At 72.0% G+C, this 22,936-nt stretch carries 6 protein-coding genes; 3 read left to right on the plus strand and 3 right to left on the minus strand.

Annotated features, from left to right (window positions below):
- Position 1: 1 nt before the first annotated feature.
- The 3 genes from NR810_RS19285 to NR810_RS19295 are packed head-to-tail and all read left to right on the plus strand — an operon-like array spanning position 2 to position 18,761.
- On the plus strand, positions 2 to 1,312 hold the full coding sequence (locus tag NR810_RS19285; RefSeq protein WP_257454342.1) for a cupin-like domain-containing protein: 1,311 nt from the start codon (positions 2 to 4) through the stop codon (positions 1,310 to 1,312).
- An 11-nt stretch (positions 1,313 to 1,323) separates the two neighbouring features.
- A complete protein-coding gene (locus tag NR810_RS19290) occupies positions 1,324 to 1,950 on the plus strand; it encodes a hypothetical protein (RefSeq protein WP_257454345.1) in 627 nt (208 codons plus the stop codon).
- On the plus strand, positions 1,947 to 18,761 hold the full coding sequence (locus tag NR810_RS19295; RefSeq protein ID WP_257454347.1) for a non-ribosomal peptide synthetase: 16,815 nt from the start codon (positions 1,947 to 1,949) through the stop codon (positions 18,759 to 18,761). Before NR810_RS19290 ends, NR810_RS19295 begins: the two co-directional genes overlap by 4 nt.
- Before the next feature lie 19 nt (positions 18,762 to 18,780).
- Here NR810_RS19295 and NR810_RS19300 read toward each other — a convergent pair whose 3' ends face one another.
- The 3 genes from NR810_RS19300 to NR810_RS19310 are packed head-to-tail and all read right to left on the minus strand — an operon-like array spanning position 18,781 to position 22,908.
- A complete protein-coding gene (locus NR810_RS19300) occupies positions 18,781 to 19,569 on the minus strand; it encodes an outer membrane lipoprotein-sorting protein (RefSeq protein ID WP_257454349.1) in 789 nt (262 codons plus the stop codon).
- The gene (locus tag NR810_RS19305) at positions 19,569 to 20,867 is read right to left on the minus strand and encodes an ABC transporter permease (protein ID WP_257454351.1); all 1,299 of its coding nucleotides are present in this window, start codon (positions 20,865 to 20,867) and stop codon (positions 19,569 to 19,571) included. Before NR810_RS19305 ends, NR810_RS19300 begins: the two co-directional genes overlap by 1 nt.
- A gap of 4 nt (positions 20,868 to 20,871) precedes the next feature.
- A complete protein-coding gene (locus NR810_RS19310; RefSeq protein ID WP_257454353.1) occupies positions 20,872 to 22,908 on the minus strand; it encodes an FtsX-like permease family protein in 2,037 nt (678 codons plus the stop codon).
- Positions 22,909 to 22,936 lie beyond the last annotated feature (28 nt).

A 22,936-nucleotide genomic window follows, 5' to 3' on the forward strand; every position in this document is an offset into this window, starting at 1 on the left:
CATGAGCTTTCGACCGCCCGAGGGATTCTGGAAGAGCTTCGCGCAGGACGTCTGGGGAAGGCAGCCCCGCGTTTTCAAGAAGGTCTTCGGTGAGCGGCTGCTCGCCCCTCCGGAGGAGCTCTTCCGAATCTCGGTGGAGGAGGCGGAGGAGTTCTCCAAGGTCGCCGGAGCCCGGGTACGGCCGGCCTGCCAGGTCTTCATCGACAGCGGCAACATCGTCTCCGACTCGCTCCGGTACATGCCTCGTAGGGAGGACGGCTCCTTCGAGGGCTGGGCCGCGCGCATGCGGAAGCTGGTGGGCCCGCGCGACTTCTTCTTCCACATGGACTCCATCCAGAGCCGGTCCAGCCAGCTCTTCGAGAGCTACCGCCAGTTCACCGAGGGCATGTTCGAGCAGCTCGGCCTGCCGCCCTGGAAGATCGACTCGGACATGTTCGCCGGGGACTACCGCGAGACGCCCTTCGGCGTGCACAAGGACGTGACGGGGAACTTCGCGTTCATCGCCGTGGGCACCAAGCGCATGCTGCTGTGGCCCTACGAGTCGCTGCTGCACCTGGTGCCCGGCAGGGACGTGCGCGACATCGACTTCGCGCTCCCGCTGCGTACCTTCGCGGAGATCCGCGAGCAGGCCATCGTCCTGGAGGGCGAGCCGGGTGACGTCTTCTACTGGCCGGGCCACTTCTGGCACTCCGCCGAGGGGACCGACTCGGTGTCCGTCACCAACAACCTCGCCGTCTACCTCACCCCCTCGCCGCTGGTGGACACCCTGCCGGGCCTGGTGGCCGAGAAGGTGAATCCCCCCATCGACCAGACGCAGCCCTTCATCCCGTATGACCCGGCGCGCCGCCAGGAGCTGGCGGACGCGATTCCCGAGGGGCTGCGCAGCGCCACCCAGCAGGTGGTGCGGGGATTGAGGGAGCTGGTGGAGGGCGGCCTGGAGCGGGAGATGGAGCTCACGTGGCTGCGGTACGTGAGCGGCGGTGGATTCCTGCAGGGCCCCCGGCCCGCCTCCGGCGCGGTGCTCGACGAGAACCGGAGCGTGAGGCTCGTGCCCCAGGCGGGGCTCGTCTGGCGCAGGCTCGCCAGCGGAGAGCTCGCCTTCGCGGTCAATGGCCAGGCGACGTGCCTGCCGGAGAGCCGCGGGCTGCTGGAGGTGCTCCAGCGCCTGTCCGGAGGCGGAGCGCACCGGGCGCGGGCACTGCTCGACGAAGCCCGGGAGGAGCGGCGCGGCGACACGGTGGTGTGGTCGCGCGAGCGGATGCGCGAGCTGCTCACCACGCTCCTCTCCCAGCACGCGCTCGTCCACGTATGAGCACCCAGGACATGTCTCCCTCCTCCCCGCCCCGCTGGGACGGCCCGGCCACCCTGGTGGGCGGGCTGCTGTGGCTCCTCTCCTACGGCGTGGACCTCGCCGTGGGCATGAGGACCGGGAAGCTCCCCTCCGACCCGAGCGCCTCGCCGCTCGACTGGCTCGGCGCCACCTCGTTCGTCGGCGCGACCCTCGCCCTCGGTGTGGGACTGGTGGGGCTGCGCGTCCGGCTCCAGGGACGCGCGCGGAAGACGGGCCTGGCCGGGCTGGTGTTCGCCTCGCTCACCCTCGGGGCCGCCCTCGTCAATCTGGTGCTGCTCTCCGGCCTCCTCGGGGGCGTCCGGCTCATTCCTCCGCTCGGGGCGGTCGGAGTGCTCAGCTCCTGCATCGGCGTGACGCTGCTCGGCATCGCCACCGTGCGCGCCCGGAGCCTGCCGCGTCCGGGATGCCTGGTGCTGCCCTGGGTCGGCCTCCTGCACGTGGCCCTGCTCTTCGCCTCCAACATCCCCATCGAGGGCGTCCCCCGGTACGTGATGGAGAACACTCCGTTCGCCCTCATCGGCGCCGTGTGGAGCGTCCTCGGCCTCGAGCGGATGCGGACACGCGCTCCGAGCGCCACCCTCTCCTCCCCCCTGTCATGACTTCTCGAAAAGAGCTCGACCAACTCTCGCCGGGCGAAAAGCGCGCACTGCTCAAGCAACTCCTGGAGCGGGGCAAGCCGTCCTCTCCGGCGGGCACCTCGGCCAACGTCGTGGCCGGAACGGGACCGGTGCGGCGCCCCGCCCACGAGCTCCCCCGCCCCTCCTCCGCGCAGGAGCGGATGTGGTTCCTCCACCAGCTGCAACCGGAGTCGGCCGCCTACAACGTGGCCCGCGCGGTGGAGCTGAGTGGCTCCGTCGATGAGCGGCTGCTCGAGGCGGCGCTGCGGCAACTGCTCTCGCGCCACACCGCGCTGCGCTCCGTCTTCTCCTCTTCCGAGGGACAACCGCGACTGGCCTTCCAGGAGGTGCCCTCCCGCGTCCTGGAGAGCGAGGAGCTGTCCTCCGTGGCCGAGGGCGAGCGCGAGGCCGTGCTGTCGCGCCGTCTGCGCGAGGAGTCCTCGCGGCCCTTCTCCCTGGAGCAGGGGCCCCTCTACCGCTTCCGCCTGCTGCGCTTCTCCGCCCAGCGCCACGTCTTCCTGCTGGTGCTGCACCACCTGGTGGTGGACGGCTGGAGCCTCAACGTGCTCATGCGGGAGCTGGGCACCCTCTACTCCGCCCTCGCCCGCGAGCAGGTGCCCCAGCTCGCCCCGCTGCCCCTGGAGTACGCCGACTTCGCCGCCTGGCAGCGCACGCCGGCCGCCACGGCGCTCGAGTCCTCCCATCTGGAGTACTGGAAGCGCCAGCTCGCCGACGCTCCCCCCCTGCTGGAGCTGCCCACCGACAAGCCCCGCCCCACCGTCCGCACGGACCAGGGTGCGCAGACGGAGCCGCTCCCGCTGCCCTCCGGGCTCACCGAGGCCGTGCGCGCCCTCTGCCGCGAGCGACAGGTGACGCCCTTCATGGTGTTCCAGGCGGCGTTTTCAGCGCTGCTGCACCGGTACTCGCAGCAGACGGACCTCTGCGTGGGCACGCCCGTCGCCGGCCGCACGCACCTGACGCTGGAGGGCGTGGTTGGCCTCTTCGTCAACACCGTGGTGCTGCGCAACACCGTCACTCCCGGCACTCCCTTCTCGGAGCTGCTGGCCCGGGCCCGCGAGACGACGCTCGCGGCCTATTCGCACCAGGAGGCCCCCTTCGAGCGCGTCGTCGAGGCGCTCCAGGTGGAGCGCAGCCCCGGCCGCACGCCGCTCTTCCAGGTGATGTTCGACCTGTACCAGGAGGAGCGCTCGCTCACCGAGGCCCTGGCCGGGCTCGGCGCGCGTCCGGTGCACGTGGACACCGGCACCAGCCAGTTCGACTTCGCTCTCACCGTCATCGAGAGCGCCAGCGGCTTCGCGCTCTCCGTGCAGTACAGCACCGAGCTCTTCGAGGACGCCACGGCCTCGCGGATGCTGAGCCACTACGTCCGGCTGCTCGAACACGCGGTGGCCAGGCCCCAGACGACGGTGGGCGAGCTGCCCCTGCTCTCCTCCGCCGAGCGCGAGCAGGTGCTGTACGCGTTCAATGACACCGAGCGGCCCTTCGATTCCGAGGCGACCCTCGTCTCCATCTTCGAGGCCCAGGTGGCTCGTACCCCGGACGCTCCGGCGGTGGTGGCTCCGGAGGGAACGCTCACGTTCCGGGAGCTCGCCACACAGGCCTCGCGCCTCGCCGCGCACCTGGTGGCGGCCGGAGCCCGGCCCGAGACCGTGGTGGGCCTGTGCCTGGCGCGCTCGCTCGACGCCGTGGTGTCCCTGCTCGCCATCTTCATGAGCGGCGCAGGGTGTCTCCCGCTGGAGGCCTCGCACCCGGCGAGCCGCCGCGCCGCGCTGGTGCGCCAGTCCGGTGCACGGCTCGTCGTCACCCGGCCCGCGCTCTTCGCCGGCGTGGAGCTGGACGTGCCCGTGGTGTCGCCGGACGTGCGCGCGCGCGAGGCCGGGCCCTCCGCTCCACCCGTGCCCGCCCGCGCCGAGCACCTCGCCTACCTCCTCTATACCTCCGGCTCCACGGGCGAGCCCAAGGGCGTCGAGCTCACCCACCGCAACGTCGTCCACTGCTTCGCGGCCTTCGACCCGTACTACGAGACGCGAGCCGGTGACTGCTGGGCCTCCTCCGGCAGCCTCTCGTTCGACATCCATCTGGAGGAGCTGCTCTTCAGCATCACCCGCGGCGCCCGGACGATTCTGCGCGAGGTGGGTCCGCTCGGGCTGGGACGCGACATCGTCCGGCACGGGATTACCCACGTCGTCATCATGCCCTCCTCGCTGGCCACGGCGCTCGAGGAGCCCGACGCGCTGGAGGCCTTCCGCTCGCTGAAGGTGCTCGTCACCGGCGGTGAGGTGCTGCCGGAGCCGCTGGTGCGGCAGCTCGCGCTGACGCGGACGAAGCTGGTCAACACCTACGGTCCCACGGAGACGAGCATCAACGTCGTCGCCGGGCGCATGGAGCCGGAGCGGCCGGTGCATCTGGGACGGCCGCTGGACCGGTGCCGCGTGTACGTGCTCGACGCGAGCGGAGAGCCGGTGCCTCTGGGCGTGCCCGGCGAGCTCCACATCGGCGGCACTCCGCTGGGGCGCGGCTACCGCGGCCGCCCGGAGCTGACGGCCGAGCGCTTCGTGCCGGATCCGTTCTCCCGCGAGCCCGGCGCGCGGCTCTACCGCACGGGAGATCGCGTCCGGTGGAACCCGGATGGCACCCTGAGCTTCCTCGGGCGCACCGACTTCCAGGTGAAGGTGCGCGGCGTCCGTGTCGAGTTGGAGGAGATCGAAGCCGCGCTGCTGCGCCAGCCCGGTGTACGCCAGGCCGCCGTGGTGGTGCGCGGCGGTGGCCGGGACACGCGGCTCGATGCCTTCCTCGTCATGGAGGGAGAGACCAGCACCGCGGCGAAGCGGCTGCGCGAGGCGCTGCGTCTCACCCTGCCCGAGGCGATGGTACCCTCCCGCTTCGTCACGCTCCCGGCCCTGCCCTTCACCACCAGTGGCAAGGTGGACCGCAAGGCGCTGGCGGCGCTCCCGCTCCAGGCGCCGGAGCAGACCGCCGAGGGCGAGCCTCCGCGTGGGCCCGTGGAGGAGCTGCTGGCCCAGCTCTTCCGCCAGGTGCTGAACGTGGAGCAGGTGCGGCGCGAGGACGACTTCTTCCAGCTCGGCGGTCACTCGCTGAGCGCCACCCGGCTGGTGGCCCGCGTGCGCCAGTCGTTCGGCATCGAGCTGCCACTGGGTGCCGTCTTCGCCGCGCCCTCCCTGGCCGCGATGGCCCGTGAGCTCTCCCAGCGCCAGGGCAGCGCGGCCAACCTGCCCGGCCCTTCGCCGAGGCCGGCCGGCTCGCCTCCGGTGCTGTCCTTCTCGCAGGAGCGCCTGTGGTTCCTGCAACAGCTCCAGCCCGACTCCAGCGCCTACCACATGGCAGAGGCCGTGGAGCTGGAGGGCGCACTGGACTCCGGTGCGCTGGAGGAGTCGCTGCGGCTGCTGCTGTCCCGCCACTCCGTGCTGCGCACCACCTTCTCCGCACGGGAGGGGCACCCTCTTCCCCTCGTGCGGCCCCTGCCCTCCCAGGTGCTTCAGCACGAGTCCCTGGCCGAGCTGTCCGCGCCCGAGGCCCTCGCCCTCCTCCAGGCCCGGCTGCGCCAGGAGGTCGACAGGCCCTTCCACCTGGAGCACGGCCCCCTCTACCGCTTCTGGCTCTGGCGGCTCGGCCCCCAGCGCCATGTGCTGCTGCTCGCCTTCCACCACCTGCTGGTGGATGTGCTGTCGCTCGACATCCTCATGCGAGAGCTGGGCGAGGCCTACGCCGCCCTCCGTCAGGGCCAGCAGCCCGCGCTGTCCCCCGTGCGCCTGGACTTCTCGGACGTGGCCGAGTGGCAGCGGACCCCGGTCGTCCACGCCCTGGAGGACCGGCAACTGGAGTACTGGCGCGAGCAACTCGCCGGTGCGCCCCGCCTGCTGCAACTGCCCACCGACAGGGCTCGTCCTCCCGTCCTCTCCGACAAGGGAGGCACGGCCGCACGCCACCGCCTGTCGCCCGCCCTCACCCAGGCCCTGGGTGCCCTGTGCCGCCAGCACCAGGTCACCCCCTTCATGGCCCTGTACGCCGCCTTCGCCGCCCTCCTCCACCGCTACTCGGGCCAGGAGGACTTCTGCGTCGGCACTCCCGTGGCCAGCCGCACCCACCCCGCCACCGACGACGTGGTGGGCCTCTTCGTCAACAGCGTGGTGCTGCGCTCCCGCCTGCAGCCCTCGGCTTCCTTCGCCTCCCTGCTCTCCCAGACCCGCTCCACCGCCCTGGAGGCCTTCGCCCACCAGGATGTCCCCTTCGAGAAGGTCGTCTCCCATCTCGGCGTCGAGCGGAGCCTCTCCCACTCCCCGCTCTTCCAGGTGTTCTTCGCCTGGAACCGTGTCGATCATTCCCTGGCAGGAGCGCTGCCGGGGCTCGCCGCCCGCCCGCTGCACCTGCCCGCCTCCGCCGCCAAGTTCGACCTCGCCGTCATGGTCAGCGAGGACGGTCCCCACCTGGACGTGGAAGCCGAATACAGCACCGAGCTCTTCGACGCCTCCACCGTGCAGCGCCTGCTGGGCCACTACCTGCAGCTCCTCGAGCACGCGCTCCGCGCCCCCGACACCCGCCTCGACTCACTCTCCCTCCTCTCCGAGGACGAGCGGCGCTTCGTCCTGCACGCCTGCAACGAGACGCACAGGCCCCTGGAGGCACAGGCCACCGTCGTTTCGCTCCTGAGCGAGCACGCCCGGCGGACGCCGCGAAAGGTGGCGCTCGCCTTCGAGGGCGGCCAGTGGACCTACGCCGGGCTGGAGGCCCACCTCCACCAGGTGGCGCACAGGCTGGTGGCCCAGGGAGTCGGCCCCGAGTCCGTGGTGGCCCTGGTGGGACCGCGCACCGAGGCCACCGTGCGCGCCGTCCTCTCCATCCACAAGGCCGGAGCCGCCTTCCTGCCCCTGGAGGCGCGGCTGCCTCCCGCGCGCATCGCCCAGGTGCTCGAGGAGAGCCGTGCCCCGTTCGCGCTGGCGCTCGGCGGCGCGGACGCCCTGCTGGCCCAGGCGCTCGAGCTGCTGCCCGCGTCGCGGCGCCCGCGCCTGCTCTCCCTGGCGGGCTGGGAGGCCGAGAGTCCCGAGACCCTTGCGCGCCGTGACTCGTCCGACGGCCTCGCCTATGTCCTCTTCACCTCCGGCTCCACCGGCGTACCCAAGGGGGTGATGGTCCATCAGCGCGGCATGCTCAACCACATCCTCGGCATGCAGCAGGCGCTGGGCCTGGGCTCCGAGGACCTCATCGCCCAGACGGCCGCGCTCAGCTTCGACATCTCCGTCTGGCAGATGCTGGCGGCGTTCGCCCTCGGCGCCACCACCTGGCTCCTCGAGGACGAGGTGGTCCGCGAGCCCGTGCGGCTGGCCTCGGCGCTGGAGGCCTCCGGCGTCACCACCGTGCAGCTCGTGCCCTCGGTGTTGCAGGCCATGCTGGAGGACGGTGGCGCGCGCACCCCGCCCTCCTTCGAGCGCTTGAAGCGCATGGTGACCATCGGCGAGGCACTGCCCCCCGAGGTCTGCCGGGCCTGGTTCGCGCGCTACCCGCGCATTCCGCTCCACAACGCCTACGGCCCGGCCGAGTGCTCGGACACCGCCACCCTGCATGCCATGCACACGGCGCCCACGCGCTCCAGCACGCCCATCGGCGTGCCCAAGGCCAACATGCGGGTCTACGTCCTGGACGAAGCCCTGCATCCGGTACCCGCGGGAGTGGTGGGAGAGCTCTACATCGGCGGCGAGGGCGTGGGGCGCGGCTACCTCAACCGTCCGGAGCTCACGGCCGAGCGCTTCTTGCCCGACCCGTACTCCGGCGTGCCCGGCGCCCGGCTCTACCGCACGGGAGACCTGGGGCGGAGGCTGGCGAACGGGCTCCTGGAATTCGTCTCCCGCACCGACTTCCAGGTGAAGGTGCGCGGCATGCGCATCGAGCTGCCGGAGATCGAATCCGCGCTGCGGCGGCTGCCCGCGGTGCGCTCGGCGGTGGTGATGGCGCGCGAGCGGCGGCCAGGAGACAAGTACCTGGCGGCCTTCGTGGTGCCGGCGGAAGCGGGCACGAGCGAGGCCTCGCTGCGGGAGTCCCTGGCCCGCACGCTGCCGGGCTACATGGTGCCCTCACGCATCGCGCTGCTCGAGGCGCTTCCGCTGAGCCCCAATGGCAAGGTGGATCGCAAGGCGCTGGCGGCGCTGCCCCTGGAGGAGGCCGCGCGCGCCCCGGTGGGTGAGCCTCCCCGCGGGCTCGTGGAGGAGCTGCTGGCCCAGCTCTTCTGCCAGGTGCTGGGCCTGGAGAAGGTGCACCGCGAGGACGACTTCTTCCAGCTCGGCGGCCACTCGCTGAGCGCCACCCGGCTGGTGGCCCGCGTGCGGCAGTCCCTGGGCGTGGAGCTGCCGCTGGGTGCCCTGTTCGCCTCGACGACGGTGGCGGGACTGGCTCGCGAGGTGATCCGACGCCAGGACGGCGCGGCCACCCTGCCCGCCCCCACGCCGCTCCCGGCCGGCTCGCCCCTGGTGCTGTCGTCCGCGCAGGAGCGCCTGTGGTTCGAGCAGCAGCTCCAGCCCGGGTCCAGCGCGTACCACACCCCGGAGGCCGTCGAGCTGAAGGGCCCGGTGGACACCGATGCCCTGGAGGACGCGCTGCGCTGGCTGTTGGCCCGCCACACGGTGCTGAGACTGGTCCTCCCCGCCCGGGATGGGAGCCCGGTGCCCTCGCCGCACCCGGTGCCGCCGCGCGCCCTGCGGCACGAGCCGCTCTCTGGCCACCCCGACGACCGGGAGCGGTTGACGCGGCGGCTGCACGAGGAGGTGGACCGGCCCTTCGACCTGGAGCACGGCCCCCTCTACCGCTTCTGGCTGTGGCGGCTCGGCCCCGAGCACCACGTGCTGCTCGTGGTCTTCCACCACCTGCTGGTGGACGGGCTCTCGCTCGACCTCCTCATGCGGGAGCTGGGCGAGGCCTACGCCGCCTTCCGTCAGGGGCAACGGCCCTCGTTGCCCCCGGTACGTCTGGGGTACTCCGACGTGGCCGCCTGGCAGCGCACCGGGCCCGTGCGCGCGCGCGAGGATGCGCAGCTGGAGTATTGGAAGCACCACCTGGCCGGCGTGCCCGGGCTGCTGCAACTGCCCACCGACAAGCCGCGCCCCGCCGTGGCCACCCACCGGGGCGGCATCACCGGCCTGCAACCGCTGCCCCCGGAGCTGGCCCGCGCCCTCCAGTCCTTCTGCCGCCAGCATCAGGTGACGCCGTACATGGTGCTGTACGCGGCCTTCGCCACCCTGCTGCACCGCTACTCGGGCCAGGAGGACTTCTGCATCGGCACCCCCGTGAGCGGCCGCACCCACCCCGCCACCGAGGACGTGGTGGGCCTGCTCGTCAACACGCTGGTGCTGTACACCCGCGTCGAGCCCTCGGACTCCTTCGCCTCGCTCCTCGCCCGGGTGCGCACCACCACCCTGGAGGCCATCGCCCACCAGGACGTCCCCTTCGAGCGGCTCGTCCGGACGCTCGGCGTCGAGCGCAGCACCAGCCACACTCCGCTCTTCCAGGTGATGTTCGACCTCATCCGCGGAGAGCACACGCTGGCCGACGTCTTCCCCGGCCTCCAGGCGCACCCCGTGCTGATGGCCTCTCACGACAGCGCCTTCAACCTCTCGCTCAGCGTCTTCGAGCGCGGTGAGGGCTACTCGCTCGCCATTCGCTACAGCGCCGAGCTGTTCGAGGCCCGCACGGCGCTGCGGATGCTGGGCCACTACCACCAGCTCCTCGCCCAGGCCCTGCGGGCTCCCGACACGCGCGTGGACGCGCTGCCGCTGCTGACGGACGAAGAGCGCCGCCAGCTCCTGGTGGAGTGGAACGACACGCGCGCCGACTTCCCCCGCGACACGAGCCTCCATGCGCTCATCGAGGCGCAGGTGGCGCGAACCCCCGAGGCGCTCGCCGTGGTGTCTGGCGAGGGCCGGTTGACGTACCGGGAGTTGGACGGGCGGGCCAACCAGCTCGCCCGGTACCTGCGGAGGCTGGGAGTCGGCCCCGAGGTGCGGGTGGGCGTGTGCGCCGAGCGCTCCCTGGAGATGGTGGTGGGGCTGCTCGGCGTGCTCAAGGCGGGCGGGGCCTACGTGCCGGTGGAGCCCTCGCTCCCGCGCGAGCGCCTTGCCTTCATGCTGGAGGACTCGGCCGTGCCGGTGCTGCTGCTCCAGGAGCGGCTGCGCGGCGTGCTGCCCGAGCGGACGCCTCGGTGCGTGTCGCTCGACACGGGTTGGGAGGAGATCGCCCGCGAGAGCGACGCCCCCGTCCCGGGTGGAGCCACCGCGGAGAACCTCGCCTACGCCATCTACACCTCGGGCTCCACGGGCCGGCCGAAGCTCGCGCTCAACGGGCACCGGGCCATCGTCAACCGGCTCGTCTGGATGCAGGACACCTACCGGCTCACCGCCGGAGACGTGGTGCTCCAGAAGACGCCGTACAGCTTCGACGTCTCGGTGTGGGAGCTCTTCTGGCCGCTGCTCACGGGCGCCCGGCTGGTCATGGCGCGCCCCGACGGGCACAAGGACCCCGCGTACCTGCGGCGGGTCATCCAGGAGCACGGGGTGACGACGCTGCACTTCGTCCCCTCCATGCTCCAGGCCTTCATCGACGAGCCGGGCCTGGAAGCCTGCACGAGCCCGCGGCGCATCATCTGCAGTGGCGAGGCCCTGCCCCCCGCGCTGAAGGAGCAGGTGCTCGCACGGCTGCAGGTGGAGCTGCACAACCTGTACGGCCCCACCGAGGCCGCCGTCGACGTGAGCGCCTGGGCTTGTGCCCGGGGCGACGGGCTCGACGTGGTGCCCATCGGCCGGCCCATCAGCAACACCCGGCTCCACGTGCTGGATGCGCGAATGCAGCCCGTCCCCGTGGGAGTGCACGGAGAGCTGTACATCGGCGGAGTGGCGGTGGGACGTGGCTACCACGCGAGCCCCGACCTCACCGCCGAACGGTTCGTGCCGGATCCGTTCTCGGCCGAGCCGGGTGCCCGGCTGTACCGGACGGGCGACAGGGTCCGCCACCTCCCGGACGGGAGCATCGACTTCCTGGGCCGCATCGACTTCCAGGTGAAGCTCCGCGGCAACCGCATCGAGCTGGGAGAGATCGAAGCGGTGCTCGGCAGGCACCCGGCGGTGGGCGAGGCGGCGGTGGTGGTCCGCGAGGACTCGCCCGGAGACAAGCGTCTGGTGGCGTTCGTGGTCCCGAGGAACGAGCCCGTCATGGCCGACGAGGTCCGGGCCTGGCTCCAGCGTTCTCTGCCCGAGTACATGGTGCCGGCCGCCCTCGTTTCCCTGGAGCGGATGCCGGTCTCGTCCAACGGCAAGCTGGACCGCAAGACCCTGGCGTCGCTGCCAGTGGACAAGGCGGCGGCACCGGCCGGCGAGCCTCCGCGCGGGCCGGTGGAGGAGTTGCTGGCCCAACTGTTCCGCCAGGTGCTCAACGTGGAGCAGGTGCGGCGCGAGGACAACTTCTTCCACCTGGGTGGCCACTCCCTCAGCGCCACGCGGCTGGTGGCCCGCGTGCGCCAGTCCCTGGGCATCGAGCTGCCACTGAGCACGGTCTTCGGCTCTCCTACCGTGGCTGGGTTGGCGCGCGCGGTTGAAGGGGCACGCGGCAGCGGCCGACAGGAGTTGCCGAGCCCCTCGCCGAGGCCGGCCGGCTCGCCTCCGGTGCTGTCCTTCTCGCAGGAGCGCCTGTGGTTCCTGCAACAGCTCCAGCCCGACTCCAGCGCCTACCACATGACGGAGGCCGCCGAGTTGGAGGGGGCCCTGGACTCCGGTGCGCTGGAGGAGTCGCTGCGGCTGCTGCTGTCCCGCCACTCCGTGCTGCGCACCACCTTCTCCGCACGGGAGGGGCACCCTCTTCCCCTCGTGCGGCCCCTGCCCTCCCAGGTGCTTCAGCACGAGTCCCTGGCCGAGCTGTCCGAGCCCGAGTCCCTCGCCCTCCTCCAGGCCCGGCTGCGCCAGGAGGTCGACAGGCCCTTCCACCTGGAGCACGGCCCCCTCTACCGCTTCTGGCTCTGGCGGCTCGGCCCCCAGCGCCATGTATTGCTGCTGACGTTCCACCACCTGCTCGCGGACGGCCTCTCCCTGGCCATCCTCATGCGCGAGCTGGGCGAGGCCTATGCCGCCCTCCGTCAGGGCCAGCAGCCCGCGCTGTCCCCCGTGCGACTGGATCATGCGGACGTGGCCGCCTGGCAGCGCACGCCCGCCTTCCAGGCCGTGGAGCGCCGGCAACTGGAGTACTGGCGCGAGCAGCTCGCCGATGCGCCCCGCCTGCTGCAGCTGCCCACCGACAGGCCTCGCCCTCCCGTCCTCTCCGACAAGGGAGGCACGGCCGCACGCCACCGCCTGCCGCCCGCCCTCACCCAGGCCCTGGGTGCCCTGTGCCGCCAGCACCAGGTCACCCCCTTCATGGCCCTGTACGCCGCCTTCGCCGCCCTCCTCCACCGCTACTCGGGCCAGGAGGACTTCTGCGTCGGCACTCCCGTGGGCGGCCGCACCCACCCCGCCACCGACGACGTGGTGGGCCTCTTCGTCAACAGCGTGGTGCTGCGCTCCCGCCTGGCGCCCTCGGCGCCCTTCTCCTCCCTGCTCTCCCAGACCCGCTCCACCGCCCTGGAGGCCTTCGCCCACCAGGATGTCCCCTTCGAGAAGGTCGTCTCCCATCTCGGCGTCGAGCGCGGCCCCTCGCACGCTCCGCTCTTCCAGGTGGCCTTCACCTGGAATCGCATCGACGTCTCCCTGGATGGGGCGCTACCGGGCCTCACCTCGCGTCCGGTCTACCTGCCCGTCACCTCCACCAAGGTCGACCTGGCCCTCGTCATTCGCGAGGAAGGTTCCGGCCTGGAGGTGGAGGCCGAGTACAACGCCGGGCTCTTCGACGCCTCCACCGTGCAGCGCCTGCTGGGCCATTACCTCCAGCTCCTCGAGCACGCGCTCCGCGCCCCCGACACCCGCCTGGACTCCCTCTCCTTCCTCTCCGACGAGGAGCGCGAGAGCGTGGTGCGCTCCTTCAACGCCACCCACCGCCCATTCGACACCCGTGCCACCACCGTGTCCCTCTTCGACGCCCAGGTGGCACGCGCGCCAGAGGCCACGGCCCTGGTCGCCCGGGATGGCACGCTGAGCTACCGGGAGCTCGATGAGCGGGCCACCGCCCTCGCCCGGTACCTCGCGGCACGAGGGGCGGGCCCGGAGACCGTCATCGGCGTGTGCCTGGAGCGCACCACCGAGCTGCTCGTCTCGCTGCTGGCCATCCACAAAGCGGGCGCGGCCTACCTCCCCCTGGAGTCCACCCACCCGCTCACGCGCCGCACCGCCCTCCTGCGTCATGCCGGCGCACGCCTGGTGGTGACGAGGCCCGGCTCCTTCCCCGAGGAGCTCCCCGGCCTCACACAGGTGACGCCCGACGACCGGGGCCCCGCCCTCCCGCTCCGCCGGCCCGAGCCGGAGCACCTCGCGCTCGTCCTCTTCACCTCCGGCACCACCGGGGAGCCCAAGGCCGTCGAGGTCATCCACCGCAACCTCGTCCACCTCTTCGAGGCCGCCGACACCTCGTACCCCACGCGCGCCGGAGACACCGTGCTGTCGGCCACCTCCGTGGTCTTCGACGTTCACGTGGTGGAGCAGCTCCATCCGCTGACGCGGGGCGCGACGGTCGTCCTGCGTGAGACGGGGCCGCTGGAGCTGGCCCGGGACATCGTCCGCCACCGGGCGACGCACCTGCTGGCCACCCCCTCCGTCATCACCACCGCGCTCGAGGAGCCTGGCGCCGCCGAGGCCTTCCAGGGGCTCTCGCTCCTCCAGCTCGGCGGCGAGGCGCCTCCCGAGTCGCTCGTGCAGCGGCTCTCGGGAGGCCGGGCCCGGCTGCTCAACGGCTACGGCCCCAGCGAGACGACCTGCATCACCACGCTGCACCCGCTCCAGCCGGGTACGCCCATCCGGCTGGGACGGCCGCTGGATCGGGTACGCCTCTACGTGCTCGACACGCTCGGGCAGCCGACGGCCCCGGGCGTGCCCGGTGAGCTCTACATCGGCGGTGAGGGCGTCTCGCGCGGCTACCGCGGCCGCCCGGAGCTCACGGCCGAGCGCTTCGTGCCCGATCCGTTCTCCGGCGAGCCCGGTGCGCGGCTCTACCGCACGGGAGACCGCGTCCGGTGGAACGCGGATGGCACCCTGAGCTTCCTGGGACGCACGGACCTCCAGGTGAAGGTGCGCGGCGTGCGCATCGAGCTGGAAGAGGTCGAAGCCGCCCTGCTGCGCCAGTCCGGCGTCCGTCAGGCGGCGGTGCTCGCGCGCAAGAACGAGCGGGAGACGCGCCTGGAGGCCTTCATCACCCATGAAGGTGACGCGGCCCACGCCGAGCAGACGCTGCGCGAGTCCCTGGCCGCCGTGCTCCCGGGCGCGATGGTGCCCTCGCGCATCGCCGTGCTCGACACGTTGCCCCTCACGCCCACCGGCAAGGTGGACAGGAAGGCCCTGGCCGCGCTGCCCATGGCCGGCCCGGCGCCACGTCCCGCGGGCGAGCCACCCCGAGGATCCACGGAGGAGCTGGTGGCGGGGCTCTTCCGGCGGCTGCTCGGCACCGAGCACGTGGGGCGGGACGGCCACTTCTTCGAGCTCGGCGGACACTCCCTGAGCGCCGTGCAGCTCGTGGCGCAGCTGCGCCGGGCCTTCGGCGTGGAGCTGCCACTGAGCACCGTGTTCGCCGAGCCCACGGTGGCGGGGCTCGCCGCCCGGCTGGGCACCGCGCCCCGGCGGCAGGTGGAGCCGCGGCCCGCCAGTCCTCGCCCGGAGCGCGTTCCCGCGTCGCTGGTGCAGGAGCGGCTCTGGTATGCGCTGCAGCGCCCCAAGGCACCGCCCTACACGATGGCGCTCGCGCTCGAGCTGGTGGGACCGCTCGACGCGGCGAAGCTGGAGGCGGCCCTCACGGCGGTGTTGGAACGGAACGAGACGCTGCGAAGCACCTTCCTCCAGGAGGGAGAGACGATCTTCGCCCGCACGGGCCCGGTGACCGGCCCGGTGCTCGCGCGGACGGACCTGTCCCACCTTCCGCCCGAGCAGGTGCTGACAGCGGCACGCACCATCGCGACCCGCCACGACCACCAGCCCTTCGACGTGAGCAACGGGCCACTGTACCGCTTCGAGCTGCTCCGGCTGGACACGGCGGGGACGCGGCACGTGCTCGTCGCGGCCGTGAGCCACCTCGTCGTCGACGGCCTGGGACTGCAGGCGCTCATCGAGGAGGTGGCGGCGGCCTACCGCGCGGCGCTCGCGAACGAGCCGGCCCTGCTACCACCGGCGTCCGTGCAGTACGCCGACTTCGCGCTCTGGCAGAGAGAGCCCGAGCACCTGCGCCAGGTGGACGAGAGCCTCGAGTCCTGGAAACAGGCACTGGCGCACGCGCCCGAGGTGCTGGACCTGCCGCTCGACTTCCCGCGCCGGGCCCCGGCCCTCAACGCCAACATGCGGCCGGTGAAGCTCTCCCTGCGAGCCGGGGATGTGGTCACGCTCAGGGCCCTGGCCCGGAGCGAGGGCGTGTCCACCTTCACCGCCGTGCTCGCGCTCATGCAGGCGTGGCTGCACCGGCTGAGCGCCCAGGGACACGTGGTGGTGGCCTCGCCCTTCTCGGGGCGCACCCTGCCCCAGACCGAGCACCTGGTGGGCTACTTCACCAACGTGCTGCCGCTGTGCACGAATGTCTCGGGGGAGCCATCCTTCCGCGAGCTGCTGAAGCGGGCCCATGGCGTCGTGGCCCATGCCACGGCCCACCAGGAGGTGCCCTTCAAGCGCATCGCGGATGCCGTCCAGCCCGACGCGGACCGCACGGCCCCCCCGCTGGCCCAGGCGCTGCTGCTGCTCGACGCCATCCACTTCCCGGCCTTCGAGGGGCTCTCCATCTCGGACCTCGCGGCCGAGGGCGTCATCCCCGCCTATGACGTGGTGCTCCACCTGGTGGAGAAGCCCGGCGGCGTGATGGAGGGCGACCTCGCCACCGACAGCGAGCTCTTCACCCGGACGACCTCGGAGCGCATGGCCCGCGCCTTCGAGCAACTGCTCGCCGAGGCCGTCCGCGAGCCGGACCTGCCGGTGTCGCGCCTGTCCCTCCTGTCGGCGGAGCAGCGCGCCCAGGTGCTGGCGGCGCTCGACGGTGGAACGCAGACCGTGCCCACCGGGGCGTGCGTGCACACGCCCTTCGAGGCCCAGGTGCGCCGGACGCCGGACGCCCCCGCCGTCGCCCATGGCACCACCACCTGGAGCTACGCCGAGCTCAACGCCCGCGCCAACCTCCTGGCCGCCCGGCTCCTCTCCCAGGGCCTGCGGCCCGAGGAGCGGGTGGGCGTGATGATGGAGCCCTCCGCGCAGGGCCTCGCCGTGCTGCTGGGCATCCTCAAGGCCGGTGGCACCTACGTCCCGTTGGACCCGGGCTGGCCCGAGCCACGCAAGCGCACCGTGCTGGAGCGCGCGGGCGTGCGGCGCCTCTGGGTGGACGCGGCGATGATGGAGGCCCACTCCGATTACGCGCCCGTGGTGGAGGTGCCGGAGCAACCGGAGCGCGTGCCGGAAGACCTCGGCCCCGGGCCTCGCACGGTGTCCGACGCGCAGGTTGCCTACATCGTCTTCACCTCCGGCTCCACCGGCGAGCCCAAGGGCGTGATGGTGGAGCACCGCTCGGTGGTGAACCACAACCTCGCCATCGCCGCCCGCTTCGGTCTGCGCGCCGGAGACCGGATGTTGCAGTTCGCGCCGCTCAGCTTCGACGCGGCGGCGGAGGACCTGTACCCACCGCTGGCCGTGGGTGCCACCGTGGTGATGCGCAGCGGGCTGGTGCCAGCGCACACCATGACGCCGTACCTGGAGCAGGAGGACATCACGATCATCAGCCTGCCGCCCACGTACATCGAGGAATGGATTCGCCAGATGGAGGCACTGGGCCAGCGGGTACCGCCAAGATTGCGGCTGCTCGCCCCGGGCGGAGACGTGCTCAAGCGTGAGACGTTCGAGGCCTGGCGGGGCGTGGGCGGCGAGCACGCCCCCTGGGTCAACGTCTACGGCCCCACCGAGTGCACCATCACCTCCGCCACGTGCGCCATCCCCGGCGCGGAGGGCGTGGGCGCCGATGCCACCTTCCCCATCGGACGCCCCATCCCGCGCGTGCGCTTCTACCTGCTCGACGAGCACTTCGAGCCGGTGCTGCCGGGACTACCGGGCCGGGTGTACATCGGCGGCGCGGCGCTCTCGCGCGGGTACCTCGGCGCGCCACACCAGACGGCCGAGCGCTTCCTGCCGGATCCGTTCTCCACCGAGCCCGGCGCGCGCATGTACCACACGGGCGACCTCGCCCGGCTCCAGCCGGATGGCCGCCTGCGCTTCCTCGGACGCTCGGACCACCAGGTGAAGATCCGCGGCTTCCGCATCGAGCTGTCGGAGATCGAAGCCTGTCTGCGGCGCTTCCCCGAGGTGGAGGAGGCGGTGGTGCTCGCTCGCACGGGAGCCACCGGGACGCAGCAGCTCTGCGCCTACGTGCAGGCGCCCGCCTCGGTGAAGGTGGAGGCGCTCCGGGCCCATGTGGCGGCATTGCTTCCCACGTACATGGTGCCGGCGGCGTTCGTCCTCCTGGAGAAGCTGCCCATCAACAACAACGGCAAGGTGGACCGGCACGCCCTGCCGGATCCGGACGCGGTGGCCCCCGCGCCCGAGCCCACGCCCGCCGCCGAGCAGCCCGCGCAGAAGCTGGAGACGCCATTCCGCTCGACGCTGGAGATGCGGCTGCAGCGGCTGTGGAGCGAGGTGCTGCGCCAGCCCTCCATCAAGGCCGAAGACAACTTCTTCGAGCTGGGAGGAGACTCGCTGCTCGCCATGCGGCTGTTGGGTCGCATGGAGGAGGAGTTCGGCCTGCCGGTGCCGCTGGCCACCCTCTTCCAGTACCCGGTGCTGAAGGACACGGCTGACGCGCTGCAGGGCCTGCTGGAGATGGAGCCGGGCCAGTCGAATCTGGTGCGCCTCTGCGGCCCGGAGACTCCGGCCGAGGCCCCGGCCGTCTTCCTCTTCCACCCGGGCGATGGCGAGCTGCACCACTACCGCTACCTGGCGCCGCTGCTGGAGCCGCGCTTCCGCAGCTTCGGCCTCCAGGCGCCCGAGGCCATGTCCGGGCGCACCTTCGCCAGCTTCGACGAGCGCATCGCCGCGTACGTGAAGGACATCCAGACGGTTCAGCCGCACGGGCCGTACCGGCTCATCGGATACTCGTACGGTGGCTACCCGGCCCTTGGAGTCGCGGCGGCGCTCGAGGCGGCGGGAGAGCGGGTGGAGCTGCTGGCCATGCTCGACACGCTCACCTTCGACACCATCGACGCCATCGCGCCCACGCGGGTGGATCCGGCGCTCCTGGTGGCCGAGGAGTTCACCGTGCTCGACGAGGAGCTGAAGCGCGAGCTGGCTCCACTGTCACCCGAGGCGAAGTGGGACCTCGTGGCGGCGCGCGCCCGAGCCAAGGGCACTGCGGCCAGCCACTTCGAGGGGAAGGATCTGGCCCGCCTGTGGCGCATCCTCGGCGAGGTGCTGGTGCCGCAGGTGCGCGGCTGGAAGGTGCCCTCCGTGCGCGCGAAGCTGCTGCTCTTCCGCGCCGAGTCCAGCGCCGCCCAGGACGAGACGCTCGGGTGGGGCAAGCACCTGCCACGCGAGCAGCTCGAGGTGGTGACGCTCCCCGGCGGGCACTTCAGCGCCCTGCAGAAGCCGGGGGTGGACTCCCTGGTGGAGCGGCTGCTCGCCCTGCTGTAGAGGGCGGCGGGGGCGCGGCCTACCGGTTGCGCCCCTCGAGCCAGGCCTTGGTGAAGATGTTGGGGCTGAGCGGCGCGAGCTCCACGTCGTCGTAGTGCACGACGATCTTCGTGCCCTCCTCTTCCTCGAACTCGAGCACTTCCTTGTAGTGGTAGACGAGCTCGCCGCTCGAGGGATCCTTCAGCCGCTGGTAGCTGCGGATGATGTCGGTGCGCAGCACCCGGCCCGAGGGCGAGTACCCGATGCGCTTCACGATGTTGTTGTCGGGGTCCACCCAGATGCGCAGCATCGGAAAGGTGATGTCGACCCCGGGCCGCGCCGTCAGCAGGAGCTTGCGGTAGGACGTGCCGTCGACGGACTCCACGCCATCGTCCTTCGCGGTGTAGTCCTCGTTGAGCCGGGAGCGGTCGAAGTCGCTCTCACAAGTGATGGTGCTGGCGATGTTGGCCCGCCGGGTGCTCCGCTGCCACTGACCGACGAGCGGGTTGTACTCCCACAGGTTCATGTCGACGCGCAGGTACCCGCCACCGGCCATGCTCCGGGGCTGGGTGAGGACGAAGAGCAGATCCTTCGTCTTGTCGCGACGGTAGACGAGCATCTCGAGCGCCCGCTCGACGCCGTCCTTGCGGATCTCCCGCATGCGCACGGTGCCCTTGTAGTCGCTCGTGAAGGACATCCGCTTGTCGATGAGGCCCAGCAACTCCTGGGCGGACACCTTCGCCGCGTCCTTCCCGGCCGCGCCCGCCAGGGCCGGCAGCAGCACGGCGAGCACGAGGGCCCACGACGGCATGATGGAACACGGGTTCATCACAGGGACTCCATGGCGGAACGGGGTGAGAGGGAAGCGGCTCGGGCCGCGGGGATGATGGAAGCGATGCCCGCGCCCAGGGTGATGAGCAACACCGCGAGCACGGCCTCCAGGGGGCGAGGCTCCAACGGGAGCGTCCCGCTGAAGAAGAGGTTGGAGATGGCCTCGGGCAGGGGGAGCGCGTCGCGCAGCAGGACGCACAGCGCCGAGGCCACGCAGGCCCCGGTGGTGGAGGCCGTCAGGCCCAGCAGCAGGCCCTCCAGGACGAACATGCCCACCACGGAGGGCCGCTGCATGCCCAGGGCGCGCAGGGTGCCGATCTCCCGGGTGCGCTCGCGGACGGCGACGTTCAGGGACACGAACAGGCCCACCATGACGATGGCCAACACGATGATCCCCACCAGCGCCGACAGGGCCGCTAGGCCGAGGGTCACGAAGGCGAGGAAGGAGGACTCGTCCTCCCAGGTGCTGACATCGAGCCGCTGGCCCGCCCAGCCCTCGCGCAGCAGAGGCTCCAGCTTGTCGCCGAAGGCCTCGTGCGAGGCCGGGAGGAGCTCGAAGCCGGCCTTGCGCAGCGACTGGCGCAGGGTGTCGCCCAGGGAGTCGACGTCCGTCTCCGCGCCGCAGGTGAGCTGGAGCGACCCGGCCGCCTCGGCGCGGTAGCCGCTCAGCTCCCGCAGGGTGGTGTTGGAGACGAGGATGCCGGAGGACTCACCCAGCAGGCCGGCACGCCCGGTGATGGCCACCACCCGCACGTCCACGGCGTTCTGCTTTCCGCCCACCATCCGCGAGAAGAGGGTGGCGACATCCCCCACCCGGACATGGAGCCGCTCGGCGAGCTGCGTGGACAGGGCCACGGTGCGCGGCTCGTCCAGACGCTCGAGCGCGCCCTCCTTCACCTTGAAGAGGCGGAGCGAGTCGCCCTCCTTCGCGGCATCCAGGCTCACCACGTAGGAGCGCGTCCGGTGCCTGCCCGCGCCCGCGGTGACGCGGCCTCGCCCCCGCTCGCGCAGGTGGCACCCGGCCGGGACGAGCGGCTCGACGAGCGCGCGCACCGGGCGGGCATCCCCGATGACGGGGGAGATGGTGTCGGGGTGCAGCTTGAAGAAGCCACCGACGTTGAGGTCTCCGCTGAGGAAGGTCGTCACGGCCTCGCGCTGCGCCGCGGCGACGCCCGTCCTCAGAGACATCACCCCGACGAGCACCGCGCTGGCTCCGGCGATGACGGTGAACAGCAACAACCCCCGCTCACGCTGGAGGAAGAGGTTGCGCAGGGCGATGCGAAGCAGGGCCAGCATGGCGTCAGTCCTCGCTCCGGCGCATGGCCACGATGGGCGCCACCGAGCTGCCGCGCCAGGCCGGCACCAGCGCCGCCCCCAGCACCACCGCCACCACGCCCAGCCCCACGGCCAGGGCATGCCCCGCCTCGAGCCGCAGGTGCATCACCGGACCTCCCAGGAAGAATTGCAGCATCTCGTCGCGCACGGAGATTCCCTCGCCAGCGCCGAACCTCAGCAGGGCCGCCCCCAGCCCGATGCCCACGGCGCTCCCCACCACGCCGAGCAGCAGCCCCTCGAGCAACAGGCCGAGGAACACCTCGCGGCGCTGCATCCCCACCGCGCGCATCGTGCCCACCTCGCCCACCCGCTCGCGCGCCAGCAGCAGCAGCGTGCCGGCCGACACCAGCAGCACGAAGAAGCCGAGCAGCGACCCGAGCACCACCAGCAGCACCTGGGTCATCCCCACCACGCCGCTGAGGAAACCACCCACCTCCTCCCAGCTCGCCGTCTTCACCGGCAGCTTCCGCTCGCCGGCCAGTTGCTGGATGCGCTCGGCGATCGCCTCGGGTGAGGCCTCGGGCTTCAGCACGAGCGCCGCGTGCAGGATGCTGCCCGACTTCAACTCCTCCTCGGAGAAGCCCGGCGCGGGGCCCTCCGCCCGTTCGACGACGGGCGCGGACGCTCCGCCGGGCGCCACCACCGCCTCGTCGACGATCTTCGGCCGGCCGAACGCGGTGGTGGACAGGTCCTCCGCGGCACCCGCCATGCCGAAGGACGCGATGAGCTTCTCGGCCTCCTCCTTCTGGGCCCGCGTCTGCCGGCCGGCCAGGTGGCGCGCGGTGACGAGGTCCACGAGGTTGATGGTGTTGACGTGGCTGAAGTCCCCGCCGAGCCCGCGGAACCGGTACGTCCCCCACACGCGCACCGGCACGGCGAGGTCGTTCTTCAGCGCCAGGGTGTCTCCGGGGTGGAGCCGGTACAGCGGCAGGTGCGGGGCCAGCTCGCGGTAGAAGAGCTGGTAGCGCTCGTCGAAGTTGCCATCGTCCAGCTTCAGCAACTCCGCGAGCAGCGCCTCCAGCTCGCCCGCGTGGCCCAGCAGGCGCGCGAGCACGTCCTTCAACGCGGAGGCCCGCTCCACGTCGAGCCGCGCCACCAGGGCGGGAAGCTCGGCGAGGTTGCGCTCCACCTCGGTCCGCAACCGCTCGTCCCCGGCGAACGTCGCGCCCCGGTCTCGCTCACGCTTCAGCTCGTCGAGCCGGAAGGCGATGGGCAGCTTGAAGTATTGCTCGTAGGCGCCATGGCCCAGCAGGACGCCGCGCTGGCCCGGAGGCGGCAGCTGCCCCGTGACCAGCTCGAAGCGGGGGAAGGCCCCCGCGAACCGCGGCAGGTCCGTGCCCAGCAGGTCCAGGAAGAGCGTCTCGCCCTCCCCCACCTGCTTGGCCACCTGGTTGTCCAGGAACTCGAGGGCCGGGAGGGGATCCGCGGGGAACCGGGCCCAGAAGGCCTCCGAGGTCGCCACCTCCAACGCGCGCTGCTCCTCCTGGGACTGCGCGTCGCTCGCGAAGGCCTCCTCGCGGCGCTTCGCGTCCCGGGCGACGCGCTGAAGGGTGCGCGCCAGGTCCTCCGCCAGGAGCTTCAACCGCGCCTCACGCGCCTCCGAGGCGGGCTCGCGAGCCACGGCGCGCACCGCGGCGAGCTTGTCGTCCAGGTAGTTGCCCCGGAAGACGGTGGCCAGGCCCATCTCGAGGGGGACCACCTCCTGCACGCCCTCCACCGAGCGCAGGAGCGCCTCCAGCGAGGGGTAGTCGGGCAGCGGCGGCATCTCCGGCGCGCCGCCATTGCCCATCAGCACCATCTGGGGCGGCTCGGCCGAGGTGGCGTTGTACACCTGCAGATGGCCGGTGCCGCTCTCGATCAGACTGCGCCGCGTCCCGCCGTGGATGCTCTCCACGAACGCGACTCCCAGCGTGAGCACGGTGGCCATTCCGGCCGCGAGCAGGCCGACGATCCAACTGCGAGGGCGGGACCTCACGCTCCGCAGCGCGAACGAGAGCAACATGACGGGATGAGTCCTGCCGTGTGCCCGG

The organism is Archangium lipolyticum (genome assembly GCF_024623785.1).
GTDB lineage: Bacteria > Myxococcota > Myxococcia > Myxococcales > Myxococcaceae > Archangium > Archangium lipolyticum.

What these genes read in the sequence shown, in the direction of transcription:
- NR810_RS19285 (WP_257454342.1), top strand. Translation starts at nt 2, where the DNA reads ATGAGCTTTCGACCGCCCGAGGGATTCTGGAAGAGCTTCGCGCAGGAC.
- NR810_RS19305 (WP_257454351.1), bottom strand. Translation starts at nt 20,867, where the DNA reads ATGCTGGCCCTGCTTCGCATCGCCCTGCGCAACCTCTTCCTCCAGCGT.
- NR810_RS19310 (WP_257454353.1), bottom strand. Translation starts at nt 22,908, where the DNA reads ATGTTGCTCTCGTTCGCGCTGCGGAGCGTGAGGTCCCGCCCTCGCAGT.
- NR810_RS19300 (WP_257454349.1), bottom strand. Translation starts at nt 19,569, where the DNA reads ATGAACCCGTGTTCCATCATGCCGTCGTGGGCCCTCGTGCTCGCCGTG.
- NR810_RS19295 (WP_257454347.1), top strand. Translation starts at nt 1,947, where the DNA reads ATGACTTCTCGAAAAGAGCTCGACCAACTCTCGCCGGGCGAAAAGCGC.
- NR810_RS19290 (WP_257454345.1), top strand. Translation starts at nt 1,324, where the DNA reads ATGTCTCCCTCCTCCCCGCCCCGCTGGGACGGCCCGGCCACCCTGGTG.